19 protein-coding genes and 2 pseudogenes are annotated in these 24,583 nt (G+C 60.5%); 4 read left to right on the top strand and 17 right to left on the bottom strand.

Annotated elements, in window-relative coordinates:
- Positions 1-4: 4 nt before the first annotated feature.
- Positions 5-748, bottom strand: coding sequence for a Crp/Fnr family transcriptional regulator (locus EN853_RS21700; RefSeq protein WP_126057787.1), 744 nt, complete (start codon positions 746-748; stop codon positions 5-7).
- Positions 749-900: 152 nt separating this feature from the next.
- Between EN853_RS21700 and hemN the strand changes: the two genes are divergently transcribed.
- A complete protein-coding gene (gene hemN, locus EN853_RS21695; RefSeq protein WP_126059321.1) occupies positions 901-2,250 on the top strand; it encodes an oxygen-independent coproporphyrinogen III oxidase in 1,350 nt (449 codons plus the stop codon).
- A 235-nt stretch (positions 2,251-2,485) separates the two neighbouring features.
- Here hemN and EN853_RS21690 read toward each other — a convergent pair whose 3' ends face one another.
- The 16 genes and pseudogenes from EN853_RS21690 to EN853_RS34375 all read right to left on the bottom strand — a co-directional run.
- Entirely contained in the window at positions 2,486-2,728 is a 243-nt protein-coding gene (locus tag EN853_RS21690) for a DUF2274 domain-containing protein (protein WP_126057786.1), read from the bottom strand.
- Positions 2,729-2,740: 12 nt separating this feature from the next.
- Positions 2,741-3,955, bottom strand: a complete 1,215-nt coding sequence (locus tag EN853_RS21685) for a TrbI/VirB10 family protein (protein WP_126057785.1) — start codon at positions 3,953-3,955, stop codon at positions 2,741-2,743.
- The gene (trbG, locus tag EN853_RS21680) at positions 3,952-4,977 is read right to left on the bottom strand and encodes a P-type conjugative transfer protein TrbG (protein ID WP_127232321.1); all 1,026 of its coding nucleotides are present in this window, start codon (positions 4,975-4,977) and stop codon (positions 3,952-3,954) included. Before trbG ends, EN853_RS21685 begins: the two co-directional genes overlap by 4 nt.
- A gap of 1 nt (position 4,978) precedes the next feature.
- Positions 4,979-5,710 (bottom strand): conjugal transfer protein TrbF, encoded by a 732-nt coding sequence (gene trbF, locus EN853_RS21675; protein ID WP_126063930.1) that lies wholly within the window; start codon positions 5,708-5,710, stop codon positions 4,979-4,981.
- The gene (trbL, locus tag EN853_RS21670; RefSeq protein WP_126057783.1) at positions 5,711-7,033 is read right to left on the bottom strand and encodes a P-type conjugative transfer protein TrbL; all 1,323 of its coding nucleotides are present in this window, start codon (positions 7,031-7,033) and stop codon (positions 5,711-5,713) included. It abuts the gene before it with no gap.
- 33 nt (positions 7,034-7,066) lie between these two features.
- Positions 7,067-7,792, bottom strand: coding sequence for a P-type conjugative transfer protein TrbJ (gene trbJ / locus EN853_RS21665; protein WP_024502854.1), 726 nt, complete (start codon positions 7,790-7,792; stop codon positions 7,067-7,069).
- Positions 7,789-10,239, bottom strand: coding sequence for a conjugal transfer protein TrbE (trbE, locus tag EN853_RS21660; protein ID WP_126057782.1), 2,451 nt, complete (start codon positions 10,237-10,239; stop codon positions 7,789-7,791). Before trbE ends, trbJ begins: the two co-directional genes overlap by 4 nt.
- The gene (locus EN853_RS21655) at positions 10,233-10,505 is read right to left on the bottom strand and encodes a VirB3 family type IV secretion system protein (protein ID WP_024502852.1); all 273 of its coding nucleotides are present in this window, start codon (positions 10,503-10,505) and stop codon (positions 10,233-10,235) included. Before EN853_RS21655 ends, trbE begins: the two co-directional genes overlap by 7 nt.
- On the bottom strand, positions 10,505-10,813 hold the full coding sequence (locus EN853_RS21650) for a TrbC/VirB2 family protein (RefSeq protein ID WP_126057781.1): 309 nt from the start codon (positions 10,811-10,813) through the stop codon (positions 10,505-10,507). The genes EN853_RS21655 and EN853_RS21650 overlap by 1 nt, the downstream gene beginning before the upstream one ends.
- Positions 10,814-10,825: 12 nt before the next feature.
- On the bottom strand, positions 10,826-11,794 hold the full coding sequence (gene trbB / locus EN853_RS21645) for a P-type conjugative transfer ATPase TrbB (protein ID WP_024502850.1): 969 nt from the start codon (positions 11,792-11,794) through the stop codon (positions 10,826-10,828).
- Positions 11,791-12,204: a CopG family transcriptional regulator gene (locus EN853_RS21640; protein ID WP_095488561.1), complete on the bottom strand. Its 414-nt coding sequence runs from the start codon at positions 12,202-12,204 to the stop codon at positions 11,791-11,793. The genes trbB and EN853_RS21640 overlap by 4 nt, the downstream gene beginning before the upstream one ends.
- 116 nt (positions 12,205-12,320) lie before the next feature.
- A complete protein-coding gene (locus tag EN853_RS21635; RefSeq protein WP_024502848.1) occupies positions 12,321-14,345 on the bottom strand; it encodes a conjugal transfer protein TraG in 2,025 nt (674 codons plus the stop codon).
- Positions 14,346-14,551: 206 nt separating this feature from the next.
- Positions 14,552-18,073 carry a Ulp1 family isopeptidase gene (locus tag EN853_RS21630; protein WP_245454737.1) on the bottom strand — a complete coding sequence of 1,174 codons (3,522 nt, stop codon included), beginning with the start codon at positions 18,071-18,073 and terminating at the stop codon, positions 14,552-14,554.
- Between the two features lie 833 nt (positions 18,074-18,906).
- Complete coding sequence (locus EN853_RS21625; protein ID WP_126080685.1) at positions 18,907-21,213, bottom strand: S9 family peptidase; 2,307 nt, start codon at positions 21,211-21,213, stop codon at positions 18,907-18,909.
- 515 nt (positions 21,214-21,728) lie between these two features.
- Positions 21,729-22,652 (bottom strand): annotated as a pseudogene (gene fni / locus EN853_RS21620) (type 2 isopentenyl-diphosphate Delta-isomerase); the annotation flags it as partial.
- Positions 22,641-22,880, bottom strand: a pseudogene (locus tag EN853_RS34375) (hypothetical protein); the annotation flags it as partial. The pseudogenes fni and EN853_RS34375, both read right to left, overlap by 12 nt.
- Positions 22,881-23,191: 311 nt before the next feature.
- Here EN853_RS34375 and EN853_RS21615 point away from each other — a divergent pair.
- Genes EN853_RS21615 through EN853_RS21605 form a run of 3 tightly spaced genes read left to right on the top strand, consistent with a single transcriptional unit; the run spans position 23,192 to position 24,583 of the window.
- Positions 23,192-23,488 (top strand): DUF2604 domain-containing protein, encoded by a 297-nt coding sequence (locus tag EN853_RS21615; protein WP_126057779.1) that lies wholly within the window; start codon positions 23,192-23,194, stop codon positions 23,486-23,488.
- Positions 23,481-24,098 carry a putative metal-binding protein gene (locus EN853_RS21610; protein ID WP_126057778.1) on the top strand — a complete coding sequence of 206 codons (618 nt, stop codon included), beginning with the start codon at positions 23,481-23,483 and terminating at the stop codon, positions 24,096-24,098. The genes EN853_RS21615 and EN853_RS21610 overlap by 8 nt, the downstream gene beginning before the upstream one ends.
- Positions 24,095-24,583 (top strand): Mov34/MPN/PAD-1 family protein, encoded by a 489-nt coding sequence (locus EN853_RS21605; RefSeq protein WP_126057777.1) that lies wholly within the window; start codon positions 24,095-24,097, stop codon positions 24,581-24,583. The genes EN853_RS21610 and EN853_RS21605 overlap by 4 nt, the downstream gene beginning before the upstream one ends.

Here is a 24,583-nt window from a genome sequence, read left to right as displayed (position 1 = left end):
CCGCTTAGGGCCGCTCGCGTCCGCCGCCACAGCGCTTCTCCAGACGGCTTATGCTGTCCACCGTCACATGGCGTGCGTTCTCAATCCGAATCACCCCGTCAGCCCGCAATCGCGTCAGTTGGCGGCTCACGGTCTCGTTGGTGATTCCAAGGAAATCAGACATTTCGACACGCGTCAGCGGCAGATCGAAGGACGCCGACCCGGAAGCCGCATCGAGACTGGAATCGATATTCCGGGCCATCATGAGGAGAAAAGTCGCTACCTTTTCCGGAGCTGTCTTGCGCCCCAGCGTCACCATCCACTCGCGCGCCTCATCGAGTTCATTCAGCGTCTGTTTGAGCAGGCGATGCTCGAATTCCCGTGACGCCTTCATCATCCGTTCGACGGCCGCTCGCGGAAACGAACACAGCGTGACTGCTGTTGCCGCTTCCGCATTGATCGAGCTTTCCACCTTGAAAGGACGTCCCAGAAAATCCGGTGCAAACTGGAGACCGACGATCTGCTGGCGCCCATCCGACAGGCTCTTTGATAGCTTTACAACGCCTGAAAGCACGTTGGAGTAGCTGTCGACGTTCTGTGCCTCGCCGGTCAACTCCATTCCTGACTCGATCCGGCGACGCGAGCAAGTCTTGGCGAGCCCAACCAAATTGTCTGGATCGAGCGCACCGCAGACACCGCGACGCCGTGCCTCGCAAGGGAAGCAAAGAACAGGAATGCCGGAACTATGAATGTCTTGCCGAAAGGTCATGCGTTCGCCTTACCCGATCCTAACTGCCGGCAGGATACCCATCCAGGGTAGAGAAATCCTGCGGCGGTTTGTCCATGAGCGCGGCTGATCGAGATCAGGGTCTGCTTCAGCGATGCGTGCAGTGTTCCGGCGGGCAACACGGTGAACGCGAGATGCAATCGGAAATAGCTGTCAAACTCAGCGAGAACGTCCCACGCTACACCAGCTATCCGACGGCGCCGCATTTCCATTCGGGGATCGATGCTGCCATTTACCGTGGCTGGTTGGAGACGCTGGAAAGCGGCGACGAAATCTCGCTGTACCTGCACATTCCTTACTGCGACAAGCTCTGCTGGTTCTGCGCCTGCCACACCAAGCAGACGCACCAATATGAGCCGGTGGCCGCTTATCTGCGCTCGCTGAATGCCGAAATCGTCACGATTGCCGGTCTGCTGAGCGGCAAGGCACATGTCCGTGCAATCCACTTCGGTGGCGGTTCGCCAACTATTCTGAGGCCCGATGATATGGTTGCTCTTGGAGCGGCCTTGCGGGACAGCTTCGACTTTCTCCCGGATGCTACGGTCAGCATCGAAATCGAAACCAACGACATGGACAAGGCGCGCCTTGATGCACTTGCTCAAATCGGCGTAACCCGGGCGAGCCTCGGCGTGCAGGATTTCGATCCGCAAGTGCAAAAAGCAATTAATCGTGAGCAGAGTTTTTTGCAGACCAAGGCAGTCGTCGACGGGGTTCGTTCGCGGGGCGTCGAATCGGTCAATCTGGACCTGCTCTACGGGCTCCCGAATCAGACACGCGAGACGATCTGTTCCACGGTGGCGCAGGCACTGACCTTGGAGCCAGACCGGATGGCCCTGTTCGGCTACGCACATGTGCCCTGGTTCAAGAAGCATCAGACGATGATCGACGAGGCATGGCTGCCGAGTCCCACTGAGCGTTTCGCCCAATCTCAACTCGCGGCGCGGGCAATTGTCGCCAAGGGATATGAGGCAATAGGACTCGATCATTTCGCGAAGCCCGACGATGCGCTGGCCATAGCGGCCCGCGCAGGGGTTTTGCATCGCAATTTTCAGGGCTACACTGAGGATCGCTGCCCGACACTGATCGGACTTGGCCCTTCGTCCATCGGTCGTTTTCGCCAAGGCTACGTGCAAAACATGGCTTCGACTGCCGGGTACGGGCGCATGGTTGCGGATGGCGGGTTGGCTGCCGTCCGCGGCGTTGCCCTTTCCGACGACGATCGCGTCCGTGGCTGGATCATCGAGCGGCTGATGTGTGATTTTGCCTTCTCGGCAGTCGATCTGGTGGAGCGGTTCGGCAAAGCCGGCGAGCAGCTCCTTCATCGCTCGAGGTCCATCGCACTCCACGATCCTGCCCGAGCGCTTGAATTCGATGGTGACAGTTTCCTCGTACGGACTGAAAGTCGCCCCTTCATTCGAACCATCGCGGCCAAGTTCGATACATATTTCAAAGGGGGAACGGCGAGGCACTCGGTGGCGGTCTGAGCAAAGCACAGTGCGCTCGCCGTTTGGTCGATCGGCGAACCAGCTGCGTTCGTTTTGACCGCTCATAGGCGACTACCGCATCAAATCGAAAATGCAAACTTAGGCTGTTGCGCGGTATCTCCTTCCACATCCTCTCTTGCGCATACCTACATTCCAAGGGGTTTGATCCTATGCTTCGCGAGGAGCAGGTAGGTCGCGACAGCTAGGCAATGTTCCAGCTGCCCTAGCGGAGGAGTCACGATTTTCCGGCAAGCTCCGTCGGCAGACGTTCTTTTCTGGCCCTGGCAAAGGCTCGGTCGCCTTCCAGAAACGCCGCCAGCATGAAAGGGATGAGTTCTGCCACGGTTTCAGACTGACCATAGGTCTGACGGTAAAGTGCAGCATACTCCTTGAGTGTTTGGCTCAGCTCCGCGCTGACGGTAATGGTGATCTTCGAAGCTGTTCGGTCCGGAAGTTTTCCAAGTTTCAGGTCAGCCATGATAACTCCTGCTCAACTGGCGTATGGCCGCAGCACGATGTCCTTGTGCACGATGACGCGCAGTGGCCAACCTGGGCGGACGACGATGGTGGGCTGGATATTGAGGTTTTTTTCGGTGATGCGCTGGCCGGCTCGACTGGCGTTCTGCTGGGCTGATTCCCGGATCGCCTTGACCAGATCGCTCTCGTTTTCGCCGAGGCTGAATTCTGTGCCGACACCGAGCAATGTGGCAAGCGCCACTCCCTTGATCATCTGCCAAGTGTGGAAATCGACTTTGTCTTCCAGCCCTGCGTAGCCGGCGGTGTCGCTCGCGGGCAGATTGTCGATTTCGGCCGACGAGCCGTCGGGCAGCAGAATGCGCTGCCAGACCAGCAGCGCTCGCTTTTGCCCGAACGCGACGACGCTGTCGTAGACGCCGATAAGACGTGAGCCCTGCGGAATCAGCAATATGTTGCCCGTGACCGTGTCGTGCACATTTTCGGTGACTTGCGCGACGACAAGGCCCGGCAAATCGGAATTGATGCCGGTGATCAGGCTGGCGGCAATCACGCTGCCAGCCATCAGTTGATATGGCGAGATCGGCGTCTGAAGCGCATGCGGATTGTAGATCCCGCCAGTGCTCCGCTGGCTGAGAAAATCAAGCTTTCGCTGCTGATTGTTCTGGTCGCCTTCCGCCGCCGCCACCGAGGCTGACGCGCGTCCTGCTTCGGATTGGGGAAGCGCCTCAAATGGATGCTGAGCAGTTTGCACGCTCTCTCCGACATCTGTCTGTTGAGCTCGATTTTCGACGCGGAAAAGCACCCGCGATTCACGCGCTTCGATCGCCTGCTGCGCTAGACGCTGCTCCTCGGCCGAGATGTCTTGGCCCGGCACGATGCCGAGCTGGCGCTGCCGCTCGAGGATGGGGCGGCCGAGGTCGCCCGGCAAAGGTAGCCCAAGGACGGGAGGCTTTGGCTTCATGCCGGAATAGTCATGGGGAAGCGTATCGAGTCCCTCGGCGGTTGGTTTGCGCTCAGTGTTGTAGAGATCTTCCGCCTGATCCCTGATGCGAAGGGCCGGCCCCTGGAGGGCGATCATGGTAACGCCGAAGACAGCGCCGGATCCGAGCGCTGCGATAGCGATGATCACACCGCGCCTGAACCGCACCACGCGGCGGGGAGAGGCCCGAAGCTGCAGTTCCTCGGGATCCAGTTTCGGCGGGATGCCAGAGCGGGAATTTTCGATCATGAGCCCTCACCTCGCCGGCTGCCGCGAAAGAGCGAGATCCGCCGTTGCGGTTGCCTGCCGTCAATCCTGCTGATGCGGATCACCTGCTGCCGCTTGGTGCCGAGGCGAAGTTCGGCCGCGGCGAAGAGCCGATCGACGATGTAATAGTTGCCGCGCACGCGATAGTTGACGAGCTCGCTGCTCCCATCTGCGCCGACGATGAAGAGTGGTGGCGCCTCGCCCTGATCTATGCGACGAGGGAACTCAATATAGACCTTGCTGCCGTCGTCGAAGGCTCGCGTCGGTCTCCAGGGCGGTGTGTCGCCACTGATTGAGTAGCGAAAGCGAAGGTTTTCGAGCGCGATGTTCGACGCGACCGGTGTAACTGCCTCGGCTTGAGCATTGCGCTGGCGAAGCGCGATGATCTGGTCTTGGCTGTAGGTCCAGGAGATTGCCGCCATTGCGGTCTTCTCGGTGCTTTGAAGCTGCAAATGATAGGTCCGCCGGTCCGTCGTAATGACGACATTGGTGGCAAGACCCGGCGCGAAGGGTTTTACCAGAACATGGGTGCGCTGATTGTCACCGGTGCCGCTTGCGGTATCGCCAATGACCCAGCGCACGGTGTCGCCAGCCGACACGGCGGTTAGTTTCTCGCCCGGCTGCAGAGCGATGTCGGTCACGCGCTCCGGCGCGGCATAGAGTTGATAAAGCGCGCCATCGGTGAAGGGGTAGACTTGCACTGCATTAACATACCCGTACTTGGTGGGTTGCTGGGTCGCGGCTTTGTTGGCATCAGCGACGCGTTCTTCAGGAGGGCGCTTGTCCTCGGCCTTGCCGGGCTCGGGCTGCATTTGGCCAGGCAGCGGCAGTGGTTTTGGCACCTCGACAATTCTAATCGGCCTCTCCGGCGCTTTTTCGATCGCGGCCGGTTTGAAGTCGGCAGCGTCATAGGAAATCTCAGGCGGCGGCACCTTCTTCGATGCACAAGCGGAAACGACCGCTGCCGACACCGATAGGATCAGCACGGCACGAATCGGTGACATTTTACCTTTCATTGGTGGACTCCGTCGGAGAAAGGGGGGCTGGGACGGCGCTGTCGAGCTCGCGTGACCAGTCAATGGCATTGATGAAGACGCCGAGCGGATTCTTGCGCAGCTGATCCGTATTGCTTGGCGAGCGGATCACGATCGTGAGGATCGCAGTCCAGCGCATCGTGCTGGCAAGGCTTCCGCGCTCAAACACCTGCTCGGTCCATTTGACCTGGAATGAACTTTCGGAGGCTCTGACCACGCTGGTGACCTGTACCGAAACACTGCGCGTTCCGATCTGACCGAAGGGGTCGTTCGCCTTGGCGTATTCGTTGAGGAAGAGCGCTGCGCGATCGCTAGCAAAGTCGTACGCTGCCAACCAGTTCTGCCGAACCAAAACCGGATCGGTGGAAACGGAACGGACATTCTGGATGAAGCGGCCGAGATGCCAGGCGATCTGAGCATCCGAGGGCTCATAATTCCGGACCGCCGGCGCGACGGCGCGCGTCTCGCCGAAGCCATCGACCTCGACGACATAAGGCACGACACGGCTTTGCATCGACTGCCATACGAGTCCGCCGGAAAGCCCGGTCGCCAAGGCCAGGCAGCCAAGGGCCATGATCCGCCAGTTCCTGGCCTGCAGTCGAGATGAGCCGATGCGCTCGTCCCACAGTTGGGCGGCTTTTTGATACGGCGTGACCGGTTCGGGTGTTTTGCCGTAACGGTGCACGGGTCGCTTGAAGAGCATCTAGTCATCCTTGTCGTTGAGAGAGGGGTTGGCGCTGCCTCCCGGCCGGTCTCCGTCTCGGACAGCTTGCATGGCAGCGTGGCGATTTGCCCGGGCGGTCTGTTCAGAACGTAGGCGCCTTGCCCACGTCGGCGCCGAAACAGTGGCCGAACCGGCAGAGCGTTCGGTCATTGACGCTGTCGGCGCGCCGCCGGTCGCGGTCCACGCGGCATCGCGCCCGGCATCGGCGTTGCGCCCAACACTTGCAGTGGCGGATCGCGCTATGCGTATAGCGGCGCCGCCAGCTGCACTGGTTACACCATGCATTCCAGCAGCCACACCGGAGAGGCCAGCGTCGGGCGAGGTTGCGCGCCCGATCTGCCATGACGTGGAAGCAGCCGATCCCATTGTTGTGCCGGCTCGGATGGCGGCGAGACCGCCGCTGGTTGCCATACGCGCGCCAGCAAATGCTGTGCCTCCAGCAACGAGTGATACACCCGCTGCCGCCGCGGTCGTGCCGAGGGCGGCGCCCGCCCCAAGCTGCGGTGCGCCTGAGACAAGACCCGACGCGATCCCCGGCCCAAAAATGCCAAGGCCAAGCAGTGCCAGTGCGCCCAGTACCTGGGACATGGCACCGGCAAGATCCGGCTCCTTGCCTTGCAATGCGGAAGCGAACTCCCCGAAGAGCGTGGAGCCGATACCGACAATGACGGCGAGCACCATCACCTTGATGCCTGACGAGATAACATGGCCGAGCACGCGTTCGGCCAGGAACGCTGAACGGTTCCAAAGTGCGAATGGAACCAAAACAAAACCTGCCAGCGTGGTGAGCTTGAACTCTAGGATGGTGATGAAAAGCTGGATGGAAAGGATGAAGAAGGCGATGATAACCAGGAACCAGGCCATCAGCAGCACGAAGATGGTCAGTGCGTTGCCGAAGATTTCCGGGAAGCCCAGGAGCTGACTGGCTTGGTCAAGCATTGGCCAAGCACCTTCGAAACCGGTCGCGGCAATGCGGCCCGGGCGCAAGAGATTGTCTGCCGACAGATTGCCGGCCGACGCCTTAATCCCGAGACCGGCAAAAGAACGATAAACGATATCGGCGAGGTTCTTGAAATTGTTCAGAATGAAGGCGAAGACGCCAACATAGAGCACCTTGCGGACAAGCCGGCCGAGAACGCTGGTTTCGTCGCCGAGCGCCCACGCCAGGCCGGCAAGTGTGATGTCAATGCCGATCAGAATGGTAGTGAGGAAGGCGAGGTCGCCCGATAGCAGACCGAACCCGCTGTCGATGTAGCGGATGAAGGTCTCCATGAAGCGATCGATGACGCCAAGGTCGTTCATGCCGCTGCCTTTCTCGTCGTGATGAACTCGTGATTAATTGCCGGGATAAGCCGAGCCGGTACCCAAGAACCGCTTCGTCATCTCGCGGGCGGCTTCGTCTGACTGGGCCTTGCGGGCGGCATCCTCGGCCTCAGCTCGAAACTGCGTTGCGAGCAGCGTCTGGATCTGCATCTGCTGTTTTGTCGAAAGCGCCATCAGCTGGTTGGTGGCCTGGCTTGCCTGAAGCGCACCGGCCGCCCCTTGGCTGCGGTTGACGAGATCGGCGAGCAGATCGCCGTCGGCGCGGACGTTCTCGACGATTTGCGACTGGACACCCATGGTCTGGCGGAACGCCTGCATGGCGGTTTGCCAACGCTCCCGCGCAGCACTCGCCACATCGCTGACTTTGATCGTGGCGTCGTAGCTTTCCGGATATTGGCTGCGCCACTGGTCTTGAAGCTTGCCCAGATCAAAGCTGAGGCCACTCGCCTGGTCCATCAAGCCGTCGATGCGATGGAGCGAACCGGTGAGTTGGCCAACGGAAGAGAAATCCAGACGCTGAAGATTGCGCGCCATGTTCTGCAGCATGGTCGCCTGATTCTGCAGCGACTGGATTTGGTTGTTGATCTGCTCCAATGCGCGCGCGGCCGTCAGCACGTTCTGCGCATAATTGGACGGATCGAACACGATAAGGGCGTACGCGGGCTGCACATAGTCGGCCATAGGCTTGGCGATCAGGGAAACGGTGATCAGGCCGGAGAGAAGGCGTCGCCGCATCATGAGAATTGCTCCTTGTCTGGTTGAGGGAATTGCTTGAGAAGTTCGCCGGCCCAATCGAGGCCGCGCGCGATCAGGAACTGCGAGGCAAAGCTGCCTTGCCCGTCTTCGGACATGATCCTGTCGATCAGAGTCTGCGTGGCCGGATCGGAAGCACCGCAAAGCGCAAGAGCGATGGGGCCAAGCTCGAGCTCGAACAGACGGTTGCCGCGGCGCGATTGCAGATAATACTGACGCTTCGGCGTGGCGCGGGCGATCAATTCGATCTGCCGCTCGCTTAAACCGAAGCGCTCGTAGGCTGTGCGCGCCTGGGGTTCCACGGCACGATCATTGGGAAGGAAAATGCGCTGCGGGCAGCTTTCGATGATTGCCGGCGCTATGCCAGAGCCCGCGATATCAGCCAGCGACTGCGTAGCGAAGACAACCGACACGTTCTTCTTTCGCAGCACCTTCAGCCATTCGCGGATGCGGGCGGCGAACAGCGGATTGTCGAGATAGACCCACGCCTCGTCGAGCATGATCAGCGTGGGCCGTCCGTCGAACCGTTCCTCAAGTCGCTGGAACAGATAGGTAAGCACCGGCAGCAAAGCGCCTTGGCTGTGCATTAACTCCTCGGTCTCGAAACACTGCACATCCGACAAGGCCAGCCCATCATGATCGGCATCGAGCAGGCGGCCGAAGGGACCGTCGAGCGTGTAGGGCATCAATGCGGTCTTCAGCGCATTGGATTGAAGCAGGACCGAAAGACCGGTCAGTGTGCGTTCCTGCGCCGGCGCGGTGGCAAGGCTGGCCAGCGCTGACCAAATAGCCTCCTTCACCTCCGGCGTGACGGTGACGTTCTCGTGGGCAACAAGGCTGGCGATCCATTCGGCCGCCCAGCTTCGGCTAGCCTGGTCGTTGATGCTGCGCAGTGGCTGAAAGGCAAGGGAACCGTCCGCTCCTAGCGCGTGGTGTTCTCCACCCATGGCAAGTGTTGCAGCACGGGCCGAATTGCCTTTGTCGAAGACATAAACCTGGGCGCCGGCATAGCGCCTGAACTGCAGAGCAATCAGAGCAAGCAGAACCGACTTGCCGGCGCCGGTCGGACCAACAACCAGCATGTGGCCGACATCTTCGACGTGGGTGGAAAGCCGAAACGGTGTCGACCCACTGGTCTCGGCAACGAAAAGCGGTGGCGCTTCGGTTTGGGTGACTTTCGCGAGATGCTCGTTTGTCGCAGGACCGGCCCAAACCGACGACAGCGGCATGAGATGGGCAAGGTTCAATGTATGAACGAGCGGTTGGCGAACGTTAGCGTAGACATGGCCAGGCAATGAGCCGAGCCAAGCCTCGACCGCATTGACGCCTTCTCGGATCGTGGTGAAGCCGAGCCCATTGATGATGCGCTCGACCGCGCGAAGCTTCTCTGCAGCGGCTTGGCGATCCTCGCCCCACACCGTCACGGTGGTGGTGAGATAGCCGAAACTCACATGATCACCGCCCAATGCCTGAAGGGCTTCGTCGGCATCGAGCGCCTTGTTGTCGGCATCGTTATCGACAAGCGGGACCGGCTCGTTGGTAATGACCTCGCGTAGGATTGCCACGATCGATTTGCGCTTGGCAAACCACTGCCGGCGCAATCGCGTCAGCGTCTTCGTGGCTTCCGTTTTCTCGAGCGGAATGAAGCGCGTCATCCAGCGATAGGCGAAATCCTGATGATTGAGGGTATCGAGGATTCCGGGCCGGGTGAGGTTCGGAAAGCCGAGGATGGTCAGTGTGCGAAGATGCTGCTCACCCAGCATCGGCTCCAGGCCACCGGTAAGCGGCGCATCGACCAGGATTGCATCCAGATATATCGGCGTTTCCGGGGCCATGATAGGATGGCGACGAGGCGAAATCGTGCCGTGGAGGTAGGTCAACGTCTGAGCATCATCGAGGACGCGTACTTCGGACATGAAACCCGAGAAGAGATCGAGCACGCGGTTGGTCTCGTCACGGAACCTCGCCAGATCCTGGCGCCAGTCTCTTTCTCCTCGGGAATAATGAGAGTCGACGAGCGCGCTTTCTGCGCGCGCCTGGGCGTCCGGCGGTGGCATAAACACCAAGGTCAGATGATAGCGGCTCTCGTAGTGCGCTACCTTCCCCTCGAAAGCAGCGCGGCGTTCTTCGTCGACCAGCCACGACGCGGCGTCAGGAAAATGCGAGTTCGGATAGCCCAGCGCTTCTGTGCGCTCGGCCTCAAAGAACAATGCCCAGCCAGAGCCAAGGCGTCTGAGAGCATTGTTCGCCCGGGCGCAAATGCCGACGAGTTCAGCCTCCGTCGCACTTTCGAGATCCGGGCCGCGGAACCGCAACGTCCGCTGAAAGCTGCCGTCCTTGTTGAGCACGATGCCGGGCGCCACCAAGGCAGCCCAGGGTAGATGGTCGGCAAGCCGGTCGGCTTTGCTTCGATATTCCGAAAGGTTCAGCATGCAAGCCACCCCTTCAGACGTAGGTGGCGCACAAGCACGCTGGCGAAGTCCGGATCGCGTCTTGCGGCAAACACCGCTAACGAGTGGCCTGCGATCCAAAGCACCAGACCAGCAATCCATTGCTGCAAGCCGAAGCCAATGGCCGCGGCCACTGTACCGTTGAGGATCGCCACCGCGCGCGGAGCCCCGCCGAGCAGGATCGGCTCGGTCAGCGCCCGGTGGACCGGTACTGCGAAGCCCTCGATATGCTGCTCCCCGGCGGCCATCAGACGAGCGCCCCACCACCGAAGGAGAAGAAGGAGAGGAAGAAGCTCGATGCCGCGAAGGCGATTGACAGACCGAAGACGATCTGAATCAGGCGCCGAAAACCACCGGCGGTGTCGCCGAAGGCAAGCGTCAGGCCGGTGGTGATAATGATGATCACCGCAACGATCTTGGCGACCGGTCCCTGCACGGACTCCAGGATCTGCTGCAGCGGCTGCTCCCACGGCATGCCGGAGCCGGCGGCATAAACCGGGGCCGTGTTAAGAAACGCGAGCGCTGTGGACGAAAGAAAGCGAAGCTTCTTGCGCATGAGGAAGGCCTTTCAAAGCTGCTGGAGTTGCGAAAGCGTGAGCGGGGCAACGGCGTAATCGCCGCTGCCGTCGAGACCGGTGACCTCGGCGATTGCGTCGATGTGGCGCGACGAGCCGCGTCCCGCTATGAAGACGATCAGATCTATCGCCTCAGCGATGAGCCGGCGGGGAACGGTGACCACCGCTTCCTGGGCGAGTTGCTCAATGCGATAGAGAGCCGAGCGCGCGGAATTGGCGTGTACGGTAGCGATGCCGCCTGGGTGCCCGGTGTTCCATGCCTTCAGCATGTCGAGCGCTTCCGCGCCCCTCACCTCGCCCACGATGATGCGGTCCGGCCTGAGCCTCAGCGTCGAGCGCACGAGATCGGCAAGGGTGACCGAGCCCCGCCTTGTTCTCAGGGCAACGCAGTCCCTGGCCGCGCACTGCAGTTCGCGTGTGTCCTCGATCAGGATCACCCGATCGTCGCATTCGGCGACTTCAGCCAGCAGAGCGTTGGCGAGTGTTGTCTTCCCCGAGGAAGTGCCGCCGGCGATCAGCATGTTGCGCCGCTCGCGGACGGCCTTTTTCAGCGCATCGGCCTGCAGCGGCAGCATGATGCGTTCGGCAACATAGTCGGCCAGGGTGTAGACTTTCGCGGCGGGCTTGCGGATGGCAAAACATGGCGCCAACACCACAGGTGGCAGCAGGCCTTCGAAGCGTTCGCCAGACGGCAATTCGGCACTGACGATCGGGTTGTCGGCGTGCGCCTCGGCGCGCACGTGCGAAGCAACCAGGCGGATGATACGTTCTGCCTCGGACGGGTGCATGTGAACGTCGGTATCGACCCGACCTTCGCCTAACCGGTCGAGTCGCAGCGCGCCGTCGGGATTGACCATCACCTCGATGACGGACGGATCGGCCAGGGCTTCGGTGATTGCCGGACCCATGGCGGTGCGCAGCATGACACGCCGCCGGTGGTCGGCCTCGGGATGAGAGCTCATCCTTCCCCTCCCCCACCATTGTCTTTGCTAAGCGACTTTTTGCCGGAAGCGATCTGGCGGCCGACCTTCTCAACGAATTTCTCGAAACGCTCTTGGGCAATAGCCTGCGTTGCCCGATCCGGGACCGGCGTGTGGGCGTGAAGGGTGATCGAAAAGCGGATGAAGAGCGCCAGGCTCTCCAGGATCACCTCGGAATCGCGCCTGACGTGGGCAAGATCGCGGGAGAGCCGGTCAAGCCTTACGCCGTAGCGCCGATCGAACTCGCTCTCGCCACGCCGCTCGATGAACGCCTCGATCGCCTTCGCCACGATCGCTGATTTGGTCGTTGACGGATCGCGACTGAGGTTGTCCAGTTTCTCGCTGAGCTCCGGCTCAAGCAGAAACTGATGGCGAATGCGGTGCGGCTTCATGCGGCTCGTTCCGACGGCCCGGCGTTGCGCCGGCGACGGGAGAAGCATCGGCCAGACGCTCAAAATTGCTTATGGCCGTTATCTACGCTGAGGTGCGCTCTGCAACTCAGCGGACTTCAGAAGCCGGGAATGACATCGTCGCCCCTGCCCTCGTTGATACCGTAGGCGCGGGCCGCAGTGGAAATCCGATCCATGACACGCTTGTCCGCGAGCGCTTCGCTGTCATCGTCTGCGGGCTTGTACAGATCGGCCTGATCGGGCTCTTGAGAGACAACAACGTCTTCTTCGGGCAGGCTTGGATGGCGTTGCTGCTGAACGCCTCCCTCGTCTTCAACTGGCGCGTCGGCGCTTTCCTCGTCCGCAGCAAGTCGGCTATCGACGCTGCACACTTGTCCAGTCCAGCCGTCCGGGCGTGATGCAGGGCAGTCCGCATAGGGTCCGTCGTGCAGCACCGGCGCAGGCAGCACCCGATCTGTGAAATTCTGATCCTGATAATAGCGCAGCTTCTTGGCGCGGATCGGCGGCAACCCAGAAACCAGGACCAATTCGTCTGACGGCGGCAATTGCATCACCTCGCCTGGCGTCAGGAGCGGGCGCGCGGTTTCCTGGCGGCTCACCATGACATGTGAAAGCCAGGGCGCAAGCCGATGGCCCGCATAGTTGCGCATCGACCTAAGTTCGGTTGCGGTGCCGAGGGCATCCGAGATGCGCTTGGCCGTGCGTTCGTCATTGGAGGAAAAGGCAATTCGCACGTGGCAATTGTCGAGAATAGCATTGTTCTCGCCATAGGCCTTTGAAACCTGGTTCAAAGATTGTGCGATCAGATAGGAGCGAATGCCATAACCTGCCATGAAGGCGAGCGCCGTTTCGAAGAAGTCGAGGCGACCGAGCGCCGGAAACTCGTCCAGCATCATGAGCAGCTGATGCTTACGGCTCTTCTTCGGGTCCCCCTCCAGACGCTCCGTCAACCGCCTGCCGATCTGGTTCAAGATCAGTCGCACCAAAGGCTTGGTGCGCGAGATATCCGAAGGCGGCACGACCAGATAGAGCGACAGCGGTCGCTCTCCATCCACTAGGTCAGCGATGCGCCAGTCGCAGGACGAAGTGGCCGCCGCGACCGTTGGATCACGATAAAGCCCAAGAAAGGACATGGCGGTCGAGAGGACGCCTGAGCGCTCGTTTTCCGACTTGTTCAGGAGTTCGCGAGCCGCCGAGGCCACTACGGGATGGACCTGAGGGTTATGCCCCGTCCCGAGATGGTTTGTCGTCATCATCCGCCGTAGCGTTGCGGCAAACGAGCGTTGCGGGTCCGACAGGAAGGTGGCGACGCGGGCTAGCGTCTTGTCCTCTTCAGCGTAGAGCACGTGCAAAATGGCGCCAACTAGGAGTGAATGGCTGGTCTTCTCCCAGTGATTCCGTCGCTCCAGCGCGCCCTCGGGATCGACGAGGATGTCGGCGATGTTTTGAACGTCCCGGATCTCATCTGGGCCTTTGCGCACCTCCAGCAGCGGGTTGTAGCGTGCCGATCTCGGGTCGGTCGGATTGAACAGAAGGCAGTACGAGAATTTCGACCGCCAGCCGGAGGTCAACTGCCAATTTTCGCCTTTTATATCATGAATGATGGCAGACCCGGTCCAGGAAAGTAGCGTTGGAACAACCAGCCCCACGCCCTTGCCCGAACGCGTCGGCGCAAATGCCATGACGTGCTCCGGGCCGTCATGGCGCAGATAGCGATCGTTCAGCCTACCGAGGAAAACGCCCGCCGGCCGTAACAACCCTGCCGTCTCGACCTCATGAGTCGTGGCCCACCGTGAAGACCCATAGGTCGTAACCGACCCGCGCTGTCGCGCGCGCAAAAGCGAGCCTGCGATTGCGGCGGCACAGCCCAGGAATCCGCTGGCGCCTGCAAGCGTACCGGCTTTGTCGAAGACCTCCGGCGCATAAGCATCGAAGTGGAACCACCATTCAAACAGCTTCCACGGCTTGTAGATTGGCCAGCCGGCGAAGAGAAACCATGGTGCGCCGAGAGGCGTCTGGTAGGTCAGCATTTGAGCGCACCATTGGGTTGCCGTCCATACGCCGATAATGACAATTGCGCACACAACGGCGATCTGCCCGATCAGTAGCTTCGTAGGTGTCATCGGCTTGGCCCGCTGAACAACGCGACCTAGCATCGCGCGGTGCAGCCGGGACAGGAATGTTCCTCACATACGATTTGGGAGCAATGAACGACTTCCTACTATGCAGGTCGGTCAGCACGCGTGTTGCGCCTTCACGCGACACCATCCTCTCCATTCACCCTGAGGCCCGGCGCCGCCGACAGTTGCGTGACCGCTCCTCCGCAAAGTTATCTTCTGCGTTCAGGGAGCCAGGGCGCCTGGGCTGGCTGATGAACACCGTCCGCTCGCGCATGTGGGGTCGAATTGATTTGTGCCCAAGTGGAGGCAGGCTCATCATTCAACAGTTGCCGCAGTTCCCCTGGCTCGAACGCCATCATTGGTGGGGAGGCAGGCTCGTCTTCCAACAGTTGCCGCAGTTCCCCTGGCTCGAACGCCATCATCGGTGGGGAAGCGGGTTCATCCTCCAACAGCTGCCGCAGTTCCCCTGGCTCGAACGCCATCATCGGTGGGGAAGCGGGTTCATCCTCCAACAGCTGCCGCAGTTCCCCTGGCTCGAACGCCATCATTGGTGGGGAGGCAGGCTCGTCCTCCAACAGTTGCCGCAGTTCCCCTGACTCGAACGCCATCATTGGTGGGGAGGCAGGCTCGTCTTCCAACAGTTGCCGCAGTTCCCCTGACTCGAACGCCATCATTGGTGGGGAGTCAGGCTCGTCTTCCAACAGTTGCCGCAGTTCCCCTGGCTCGAATGCCATCATCGGTGGGGAGGCGGGTTCATCCTCCAGCAGCTGCCGCGGCTCTTCCTCGTGCGGCAAGCGCCTCCTTAGCCGGTCTTGCAGCGCCTGCCGATCGGCAACGAGGTTGTCGAGGGGCAGCGGCTCGTGGTCTGGCCGCTGCCCTTTCACCAATCGTTCAACCAGCGCCCACGTGCCCTCCAGGACAAATACGCCGCAATCATAATGGTTCGTCTGTCTGGCCATGGGGGCTGGCGCCAAGGTAGCATTCAGCAGTCCTGCGAGCTGTTTTGCAGGCACGTCGTTATATCCCTCTCGCTGGAGGGAGTCGTAGTGATAGGCGAACCGCCTTTCGGGGTCGCGGCGATCAACGAGCAGCAGCGACCAATGGGTGCCGGGGCTAGTAGCCGTGCCATTATTCACTGGCAAGAACAGGAAGTCGGCTGTGGCGTTGTTTTGATTATAGATGGACTGCAATATGCCTCGAGCGTCTTGCGGCGACGTGTGTCGCAGTAGATGGGATACGGAAGGATCCACCAGCCGAGTCCGGGCAGCGAGCGCCGGATTGATCCCCTGCAGTTGCCGCTCCAGCAAATTGTAATCTCTCTGGACATGGGCGTCGCTCAGCCATTCGGCGGCGCCGAGCACCCGCCCCGTTGCAACGTTGGACGGGGCTGTCGGATCGAGCGCCCCGATCTGAGCCCCAGAGGAACTGGTCGTCAGTGTGGTCACATCAACCAGTGGAAGGCCGCGGTAGGTGCCTGGCAGCTTAGCGGTTGCTGGCGAGGCGGGTTGGGGAGCTCTTGCCGGTGCCGCTGGCCCAGCTTCAGCAGCGGCCCCAACGCGCCTGGTGACTGCGTCTGCCGGATGAGCAGCAAGGACAGTTTCGCGCCCGAGCACAATGCGCGGCAGGATATCCCGGAGGTGAGCCAATGCAGAACCGATACTTAGTCTATTACCATAGGAGACAGCCTTGAAGCTCTCAACATCTTTATCCAGCGATTTGTCGTGAATCCGAGCGGCAATCCCAGGCTTGTTATTTTGACGCAGATACTGGCTAAAATGTCTAAGAAAATTTGTATAGCCGCCCACGGTATCTGGATTCCGTCCGGTCGCAGGCGCTGCCAGGTACTCCTTGGTCGAAGCGGCTCTGTAATCTCTAATGAGCTCGGCATCGTCAGGATAGGGGATCACGAGAGGGCGACCCATAATCGGGGCTCCGCTTGTCGACTTCTTGAGGTAACGCAGTGCGCCAGCCACGGTGGAGGAACCACCCGTACTCTCGTACTCCTTGAGATCCTGATCCAGCGACGAATGGTAAAGCCGAGCAGCAAACCCTGGCTTGTTGTTTTGAAGGAGCCACCGACTAAAGCCGAAAAGAGAATTTACATTGAAAGTGACCGTGTTCGCGCTGGCCTTACCCGCGTGGAATGCTGCCCTCAGCCCTTCGATAGCGGTCGCATCGTTGGAATAGACAGGACGCTTGTCGGAACCGTTGGGGACTACAATTGGACGATCCGGCTGCACTGTCGAGGACATCGAACCACCACCTCCGGGATGCGGTGCTGGGGTGGATTCGTGTTCATCCCTCTGCCTGACGAGCTGCGCCTCAGATTCCGGTGTAGCCACCTTATGAGGATCCTGCATCGGTTCGATCCCCTCCATCTCCTGCTGCAACCAAGCCAAAGCTTGGCGAGCGGCGGCTTCATCAACCGCGGAGGATGTCTCCACACCTCTGGCGGACGCCGGCAGAGCCTGCTCCGCCCGCCGTCGAAAGAGCTCTGGCGAGGCGGATTTCTCCGCCCACAATCTGGGCTGCGTAGCGAGTCCCCGTCCAGATTTATGTGGCACCGCCTCGCTTGGCAGCGGGCTGCTCCTGTCCCGTGCAGCTACCAGCCCCTCCGGGGCGCCCTGGTCGCCGTGGCGCCAGTTCAAGTGAGGGACGGCCTCTCCAAAGTCGGGTGCTTGGTGTTGGTGCGCGGTTGGGGCGAGAGACAATGGTAGATCGGTGCCCTCCTTATAACCTACCGGCAGGAGCTCCTCTGGCCAATCGAATCCCTGCTGTGGTGCGGTATGCTGAGCAGCGTCGCCACGGGGACGAGCCTCCATGCTGACCGCGTTTTCCAGATGACTCCCGAGTATAACGCGCGGCGGGTGCTTGCGGATATAAACCAGTGCAGATTCGATCGGAGCTCCACGAGTAGAGGAGGCGGCCTTGTAGCTCTCAACATCTTTATCCAGCGATTCATCGTAAATCCGGCCCGCAATCCCGAGCTTGTCATTTTGACGTAGGTAATGACTGAAATGGTTAAGAGCAGTTGCGTAGCCGCTCGCGGATCTGAAATGTCTAGTGAGCGCGGCGTCGTCAGGATGGGGGTTCAGGACAGCGCGACCCACAATCGGGGCGGCTCCGCCTATCGGCTTCATCAGTTGACGCAGTGCGCCAGCCACTGTGGAGGAACCACCCCTACTCTCGTACTCCTCGAGATCCTGGCTCAGCGACGGATGGTAAAGCCGAGCAGCAAACCCTGGCTTTTTGTTTTGAAAGAGCCAACGACTAAAGCCGAAAAGAGAATTTGCGCTGCGAGTGACCGTGTCCGGCCTGGCTTTACCCGCAAGGAGTGCAGACTTCAGCCCTTCGATGGCGGTGGCATCGTTGGAATAAACAGGACGCTTGTCGGCACCGTCGGGGGCCACAATTGGACGATCCGGCTGCACTGTCGAGGGCATCGACCCATCGAGATGCGGCGCTGGGGTGTATTCGTGCTCATCCCCCTGCATCGCGAGCTGCGCCTCCCGTTCCGATGTACCCACCTGATGGGCAGGGAGTTGCATCATCGCGCGAGCGCCTGAGTCACCAACCTGACCTGGTTGCCGCTCAGTGACAGCATGCTGCAGATTGCTTTGGATCCTCTGCCTCTTCGTTGGTCTCAACTCACCTTTGCCATGCGAGCCATTGACGAGGACATCCTCGCCTGGTGCACTCATCAACTCATCCGCCGCCTGCAATTCGCCCAAGTGCTGCTCAAAACCGGCTTGGCCGGCTTGTCCGCTTGCTCGTGCGGTACGGCGTGCTGCACCTGCAGCCAAGCTGCTACGATGAATGTCCAGTTTGTACGGGTGCACGCTAGCCTCACTTCCACAGATCACATGAGCAACCTACTCAGGCAAGCTTTCGAAAGGCTGACGAGGTCCGCCGCCGCGGAAGGCGAAGGCTGGTTTTCTGCTCAGCGGTTGACGGCCTAGCGTGTTGCGGCCGCGCCGGGTATCACGCCAATCAATCTGAATAGTCGATGCGTCAAACGAACCAGGATAGGATTTTCGTAGCGGGGCTGCTCTACTCACTCTTGTCCTGAGGTAGAATTCAACCATATCGCCGAGCAACTGGATGCCGATTGGATACCCGATCCGGAAAGCTTCAGCTCATATGTGACGCGAGGATGAGAATCGTGGCAGCTCCAGACCGACGGGCTGCCACCCACAGCGGCGATGACCGACGAGGGTCTTCTATTGCCAAGGTAATCGTCCGTTCGGGGACCTATGTGTTCCTATGCTCGTCGAGCGGATCGGGTGGGCCGCACCGCCGTAGCGTTACGGCGAGCGGAAGCGGCGTTGGGTGCGGCTTTTCCCCTGAACGCTTCACACCAGGCTGATAGGGGATCTTGCAATCGCACACACGCGGTCTGCAGGCGTGCCTATCAAGCAGTTTGCTCAGACCAACGTCGCGGCGAGCCTATCCTCAATACGCAGCGCAAGTCCTAGACTCCACGATCGTCCTTCGGTGCAGATTTGCTCGCGCCTCGCCCTGATTACAGCCGATAAGGCGAGCTAACAATTGCAAGAGCCACAAGCTACTCCAGCTCGATCGGTTTGCTGTTCCAGTCGGGCGGGGTCTGACCGAGAATGTTGCGAACGAAGAAGTCTAGGAGTTTGCGCTCGGTGTAGGTGCCTAGAGTATGGTGATTGGCACCAGGAACGTAGACAATGTCAAAATCTTTTCCTGCCTTGATGAGTCGATCGGCAAGCTGGAACGAGCAAAACGGATCGACATTATCATCCATTTCGCCGACCGCGATCATCAGCTTGCCCTGCAGCCTGTGAGCATTGTCAACGGCGGAGGATTGCGAATATTCAATGCCGACCGGCCACCCCATCCACAGTTCATTCCACCAGGTCTTGTCTATCCTGTTGTCGAAGCAGCCGTTTTTGGCGACGGCGACCTTGTAGAAATCGGGGTGAAAGAGCAGCGCGCTGACTGCACTCTGGCCGCCGGCGGATGCGCCAAAAATGCCGACGTTGGATATGTCGTACCATGGATATTGCGCGGCCGCCGCCTTGTGCCACAGAATGCGATCGGGAAATCCTGCGTCCTTCAGATTCTTCCAAGCAACATCATGGAAGGCGCGGGAGCGGTTGTTGGTGCCCATGCCGTCGATCTGAGCAACGACGAAGCCCAGCTGCGTGAGCGGCTCTGTCCACCGCGAGAAGGATTTTGGGACGAAGGAGCCGTGGGGTCCAGCATAGATATTCTCCACAACCGGGTATTTCTTCGTCGGGTCGAAGTTGGCTGGCAGGTGGAGCACACCCCAGATGTCAGTTTTGCCGTCGCGCCCCTTGGAATGGAAACTGAGCGGCGGCTGCCAGCCTGCGGCGACGAGCTCGGAAATGTCGGCCGTCTCGATCTGCTGGAGCTTGGCATTGTCGCTGGCGCGGTAGAGTGCCATGCGCGGGGGCAGATCGATGCGTGACCAGAGATCGACATAATAGCGCCTGTCAGGCGAGAACTCGATATGGTGGTTGGCCGGTTCGGGCGTCAGTGCAGTCAGTCCCTTGCCGTCAAAGCCGATGCGGTAAGCATGGACCCAATAGGGGTCCTCCTGCGAGTTCATCCCGCTCGCCTCGAACCAGATCTGACGCTTCACCGGATCGACATGGTTGACCCTCCGGACGACCCACTCACCTCGGGTGATCTGGTTTTCGAGCGCGCCTGTCCGGCCGTTGAAAAGATACAAATGCTCATACCCGTCGCGCTCTGATGCCCAGATGATCTCCTTCCCGTCATCGACATCGTAACGGAAGATTTTTCCGGCATCCTCCTGGCCATGCCCCAGCGGCAAATAATCCACGAATGTCTCGCTGGTCTCATCGATCAGGGAGCGCCCGCGGCCCGAGGCGGCGTCTACCTCGACCAAGCGATAGAGCTGATGCCCGCGCTGGTTATATTCGAAAGTGAAGCCGCGGCTGTCCGCCCACCACCGGAGAGGGGAAAGTTCGAAGACGTTCGAGAAGAGGGCACCGTCAATCACGATCTGGCGCCGGCCGGCAATGTCGAACAGGACTGGTTGGGGCAGCGGAAGGACATCGCCCGGCCTGGGATAGAATATTGTTGAATATTCCCGCTCCAACTGGTCCGTCGATGAATTGAGGTAGCGGACCTCTCGCCTATAGCCGGGGCGAACAAGGTAAGCGGCGAGGTGGCGCGAGTCCGGCGACCAGCTCAGCGTCGAAAAGACGTAGCAATTGCCTTCGGCTCCGTCCCGGCTCAGAGGAACATCCTGCAATCCGTCCTCGCTGCGCAGGAAAACGTTGCAGTTCTTGATATAGGCGATCCATTTGCCGTCGGGCGACGCGTTGCTCTTGTCGGGGTTGTTCTCCGCTGGCGGCGTGTAGCGGTGGCTGAGCTCCCTACGGTCCCCTTTCCTTGCATCGAATGTGGTGCTGGTACAGTCATAGCTTGCAAGGTCGCAGCTCCACCGGGTGTCTTCAATCTGGAAGTCGAGCCTGCGACCATCCTCACTCAGTTCGAAACGGTCGAACGGAAGATTGCCGGCTTGATAGCTCTCATGGCTCACCTTGTTTAGCGCTGCCGCCAGACGCGCCTGATCGAAAGCGGGCCGCTTGAAACCCGTGGCAGCATCGACCTGCATGAACTGCTGCTCGCCGTGGCTAGTCCGGCGGTAGACGAAGGCTTCACCCCCGGTCAGCCAGAAAGGCATTTTGGGGACATTGACAGTGAGCCCGCCATATCGATCGTTGATCGTAAGTGCGCGCTTGAAATCGGCCGGCGCTAGCGTCGGGTGTAAACTTTTCGAACCCTTGGCCAGCGTCTGAGTTGCCGATCGCCATGCCGCGCGCGTCAAAGCGCCGATCCTGGACATACCTGTTCACTTCTTTCGGTTTTCGGAATGCTAATTTTGAAGTTGGGTTCTCGTCGCCGGTCTGCAGCAGCGCCGAGCGTCGCCTTGGAGGAGAGCCAGCACGCGGGTGCAGCCAGGCACGCGCAACAGGGGCGCTCCTTGGACATCCAGGCACTGGTTCGGGTGCCGATTGAAGAGTTGGCGTCCGTCGCCGAAACAACCAGGAAAGAGCGTCCATGCAGCCCTGACGCGACTATTTCCCCGCGAGTATGGCCGCTTGCTTTTCTGCATCATCTGAAAGGTCCTGCTCTAGTCGGGCCGGATGTCACCCCGGCAGATTGTGCTATTTCGACAATCTCCGAGCGATTGCCGCCGGCCCATGACGAGGTTTACCGATAGGGCGCAATATGCGTGCCAAAGGAAAAGCGGTTTAATACACGGCAATCCGCCTATGTCGCATCCCCAACATCGTCGCACACCGGACAATGCCGGACGATATTGTCCCGGGGCGTCAAATTGGTTTGATGGTGACCCAACAACTGGCGGATGACGATCTCGAAATGCGCGACAACGGCCTCGGTGGACACTGTCGCCGCGCCCAGCACGCTGGCCGCCTGCCCGGCGATGTCCGCGCCCAGGCGGATGGCCTTGGCCACGTCGACGCCATCGCGGATCCCGCCCGACGCGATCAGCTTCACCGTTGGCAGCGCCCGACGCACCGCCTGCACGCTGGTCAGGGTGGGAATCCCCCAATTGGCGAATGACATCGCCACTGCACGGTCGGCGGCATTGCGGGCGCGCTCGCCCTCCACTGCGGCCCAACTGGTGCCGCCGGCGCCGGCGACATCGATTACCGCCACGCCCGCCTCGACGAGCGCACAGGCCACCGAGGCGGACAGGCCGCCCCCACTTCCTTGGCCACGATCGGCACGCCCACGATGCGCGCGGCGCCAGCGATCAGCGCCAGGACGCCGCGCCAGTCGCGGTCGCCCTCCCGGCTGTACCGCTTCCTGCAGCGGATTGAGATGGACGATGAGCCCATCGGCCTCCAGCGCGTCCACCGCGCGACGCGCCAGGTCCAGGCCGTCGGCCTCCCGCAGTTGCGCGGCGCCGATATTGGCCAGCAAGGGAATGTCTGGCGCCAGGCGGCGCAGCGCGCGCGTTAGCCCCTGGGAGTTACGGGATTGCAGGCTCACACGCTGCGAACCGCACATGGCGATCCGCAAGGCTTGCGCTGCCTCGCTCAAATGCCGGTTGATGGCCTCGGCCCGTGGCATGCCGCCGGCCATAGAGCTGATCAGCAGCGGCGCGCGCATAGCCTTGCCCAGCAGCGAGGCGCGCAGGTCGATCTGCGTCAGGTCCAACTCGGGCAGTGCGCAGTGTTCGAAATGGATGTACTCCCAGCCAGCGGCCACCGTGGCCGGCGCCGTTCGCCGATCCAGCACCAGCGAAGCGCGCAGCTGAGCGCAGCCCTCGAATCCGGAGAGAACGCACGGTACGCCGTGCCCCAGCGCCTGCTCCACGGCGGCGAGCTGCTCCGGCGCGATCAGGCCAACGTCGTTGCAATCGTCTAGCCAGAACAGCAGCGCCAGTTCGCGATAGAACGCCACGATCAGCGTTTCGTTCTGCGGATCACGGCCGGTGCGGGCGCTGGTGTCGCGCAGGCTCGGGTGAATGCGTTGCAGGATTGGGGGACGCGTGACGCAGTCAAAGCTCCCCTTGCCAAGCACGGAGCAGGCGAGTGAGAGAGCAGATGAATAGGCGTGTCGCCAATATTTTCGCATTGCTATAATCGATTATAGTTGTGAGGAGCAATTTGAGACCATTTACTTGCGGCTCAAGTCACCCATAAAAGAAGGCAAGCACCGATTCGGTAGCTTATCCCCTGTCTTTCGCGTACTCGCGGCCGTGGCGCCGGGTGAACGATTGAAGACCGCCGGTCTCACTCGCAGGTGGGCGCCAGGGCGTGGGACGGTTGGCAAGCCACAGGAGTAGGACAATGTCGAAGGATTCGGGTAAGGGCGATAATCACGGCGGCGGGCCGGGCAAGATCGAGATCACGATGGTGGTGAACGGCCAGCCCACGCAGGTCGAAGCCAATCCCAACCAGCCGCTTCACGTCATTCGTACCAAAGCCCTTGAGAACACGCAGAATGTCGCCCAACCAGCCGAGAATTGGGAATTGAAGGATGAGGCCGGCAACTTGCTCGACGTCGACAAGAAGCTTGGCGATTTCGGTTTCCCGAATACTGTGACCCTGTTCCTCAGCCTGAAGGCGGGCGTCGCAGGTGCCTAAACCCCAAAGTGTGGATCCGGAGGTCTCCCGAGCGAAGTTTGATCGGGAGATCGGCCGGTTCCGGCCATATGCTGATGTCTATCGGGCTCAGGGCTGCTTCTTGATCGAGGCGACCTTTCCGCGCGCTTTCTTCATTTTCGCAAGCCTCAAGTTAAAACCACGGGTGATCAGCGCAGCGAGCGAGGTCGACTTCACCGACTACGACTTAAGACCACCGTCCGTGGTCTTCGTCGATCCGTTTACGCGTCATCCGATTGCCCGGAAAGATCTATACCTGAAAATGCTTAGACGTCCGCCGCTGCCCGGAACGCCGCCGGAGATGATAGGAGCTCTCATCCAGCAGAACGCCGTGCCGCTGACGGACTTCATCCAGGCCAACAGTCCCGAGGACGAACCATTCCTGTGCATGGCGGGCGTCCGGGAATACCACGACAATCCAGCCCATTCAGGTGATCCATGGCTACTTCATCGGGGTTCTGGCGAAGGCTGTTTGGCCTTCATCCTGGACAAGATCATCAAGTACGGAATCATTCCTATAGAGCAGTTGCAGATTCAACTCCCACCGGCAATCGTAGGAATGGTGGTATCCCCTCAGGCGATACAAGAATGACTGGTTTGAGAGATGTAACGATCGTGACTCTCCCGCGCGGCTGCATCTCGACCACGCATGGGCATCTGCGCTCAGTTGGTCGCGAAGGCAATGAGGGGATGGCGCTCTGGGTCGGCGTTCAGCAAGACCGGCACTTTGCCGTAACAGAGACGGTTATCCCGGCGCAGCGTCACATTCGGACAAACGATGGCGTTTGCGTGATCGTTGCGGCCGAAGAACTGCACCGGCTCAATGTCTGGCTCTACAAAAGCGGCCTGAAACTCTTGGCCCAGATTCACAGCCATCCGGGCCGCGCCTACCATTCGACGACGGACGACGCTTATGCGGTTGCTACCACGGTTGGGTGTCTGTCGCTGGTAGTGCCGAATTTCGCCCGCGAGCCTTTCGATTTTGCTCGGGTCGCCGCCTATCGGCTTGACGAAAAGGCCAAATGGAATGCGCTCCCTCCCGCGGCACTGTCGCGAATGATCATGATATCGAGTTGA

This window comes from Mesorhizobium sp. M1C.F.Ca.ET.210.01.1.1, from assembly GCF_004791585.1.
Lineage (GTDB): Bacteria > Pseudomonadota > Alphaproteobacteria > Rhizobiales > Rhizobiaceae > Mesorhizobium.
The sequence above is the reverse complement of the archived record's forward strand: the minus strand, read 5'-3'. Positions and strand labels throughout refer to the sequence as shown.

Excerpts from the sequence above, each read along its gene's own strand:
- trbL (WP_126057783.1), bottom strand. The coding sequence starts at position 7,033 with ATGAACGACCTTGGCGTCATCGATCGCTTCATGGAGACCTTCATCCGC.
- trbB (WP_024502850.1), bottom strand. The coding sequence starts at position 11,794 with ATGAGCTCTCATCCCGAGGCCGACCACCGGCGGCGTGTCATGCTGCGC.
- trbG (WP_127232321.1), bottom strand. The coding sequence starts at position 4,977 with ATGTCACCGATTCGTGCCGTGCTGATCCTATCGGTGTCGGCAGCGGTC.
- EN853_RS21635 (WP_024502848.1), bottom strand. The coding sequence starts at position 14,345 with ATGACACCTACGAAGCTACTGATCGGGCAGATCGCCGTTGTGTGCGCA.
- EN853_RS21625 (WP_126080685.1), bottom strand. The coding sequence starts at position 21,213 with ATGTCCAGGATCGGCGCTTTGACGCGCGCGGCATGGCGATCGGCAACT.
- EN853_RS21690 (WP_126057786.1), bottom strand. The coding sequence starts at position 2,728 with ATGGCTGACCTGAAACTTGGAAAACTTCCGGACCGAACAGCTTCGAAG.
- EN853_RS21615 (WP_126057779.1), top strand. The coding sequence starts at position 23,192 with ATGTCGAAGGATTCGGGTAAGGGCGATAATCACGGCGGCGGGCCGGGC.
- EN853_RS21685 (WP_126057785.1), bottom strand. The coding sequence starts at position 3,955 with ATGATCGAAAATTCCCGCTCTGGCATCCCGCCGAAACTGGATCCCGAG.
- EN853_RS21640 (WP_095488561.1), bottom strand. The coding sequence starts at position 12,204 with ATGAAGCCGCACCGCATTCGCCATCAGTTTCTGCTTGAGCCGGAGCTC.
- EN853_RS21700 (WP_126057787.1), bottom strand. The coding sequence starts at position 748 with ATGACCTTTCGGCAAGACATTCATAGTTCCGGCATTCCTGTTCTTTGC.
- trbF (WP_126063930.1), bottom strand. The coding sequence starts at position 5,710 with ATGCTCTTCAAGCGACCCGTGCACCGTTACGGCAAAACACCCGAACCG.
- EN853_RS21655 (WP_024502852.1), bottom strand. The coding sequence starts at position 10,505 with ATGGCCGCCGGGGAGCAGCATATCGAGGGCTTCGCAGTACCGGTCCAC.
- hemN (WP_126059321.1), top strand. The coding sequence starts at position 901 with ATGCAATCGGAAATAGCTGTCAAACTCAGCGAGAACGTCCCACGCTAC.
- EN853_RS21650 (WP_126057781.1), bottom strand. The coding sequence starts at position 10,813 with ATGCGCAAGAAGCTTCGCTTTCTTTCGTCCACAGCGCTCGCGTTTCTT.
- EN853_RS21605 (WP_126057777.1), top strand. The coding sequence starts at position 24,095 with ATGACTGGTTTGAGAGATGTAACGATCGTGACTCTCCCGCGCGGCTGC.
- trbE (WP_126057782.1), bottom strand. The coding sequence starts at position 10,239 with ATGCTGAACCTTTCGGAATATCGAAGCAAAGCCGACCGGCTTGCCGAC.
- trbJ (WP_024502854.1), bottom strand. The coding sequence starts at position 7,792 with ATGATGCGGCGACGCCTTCTCTCCGGCCTGATCACCGTTTCCCTGATC.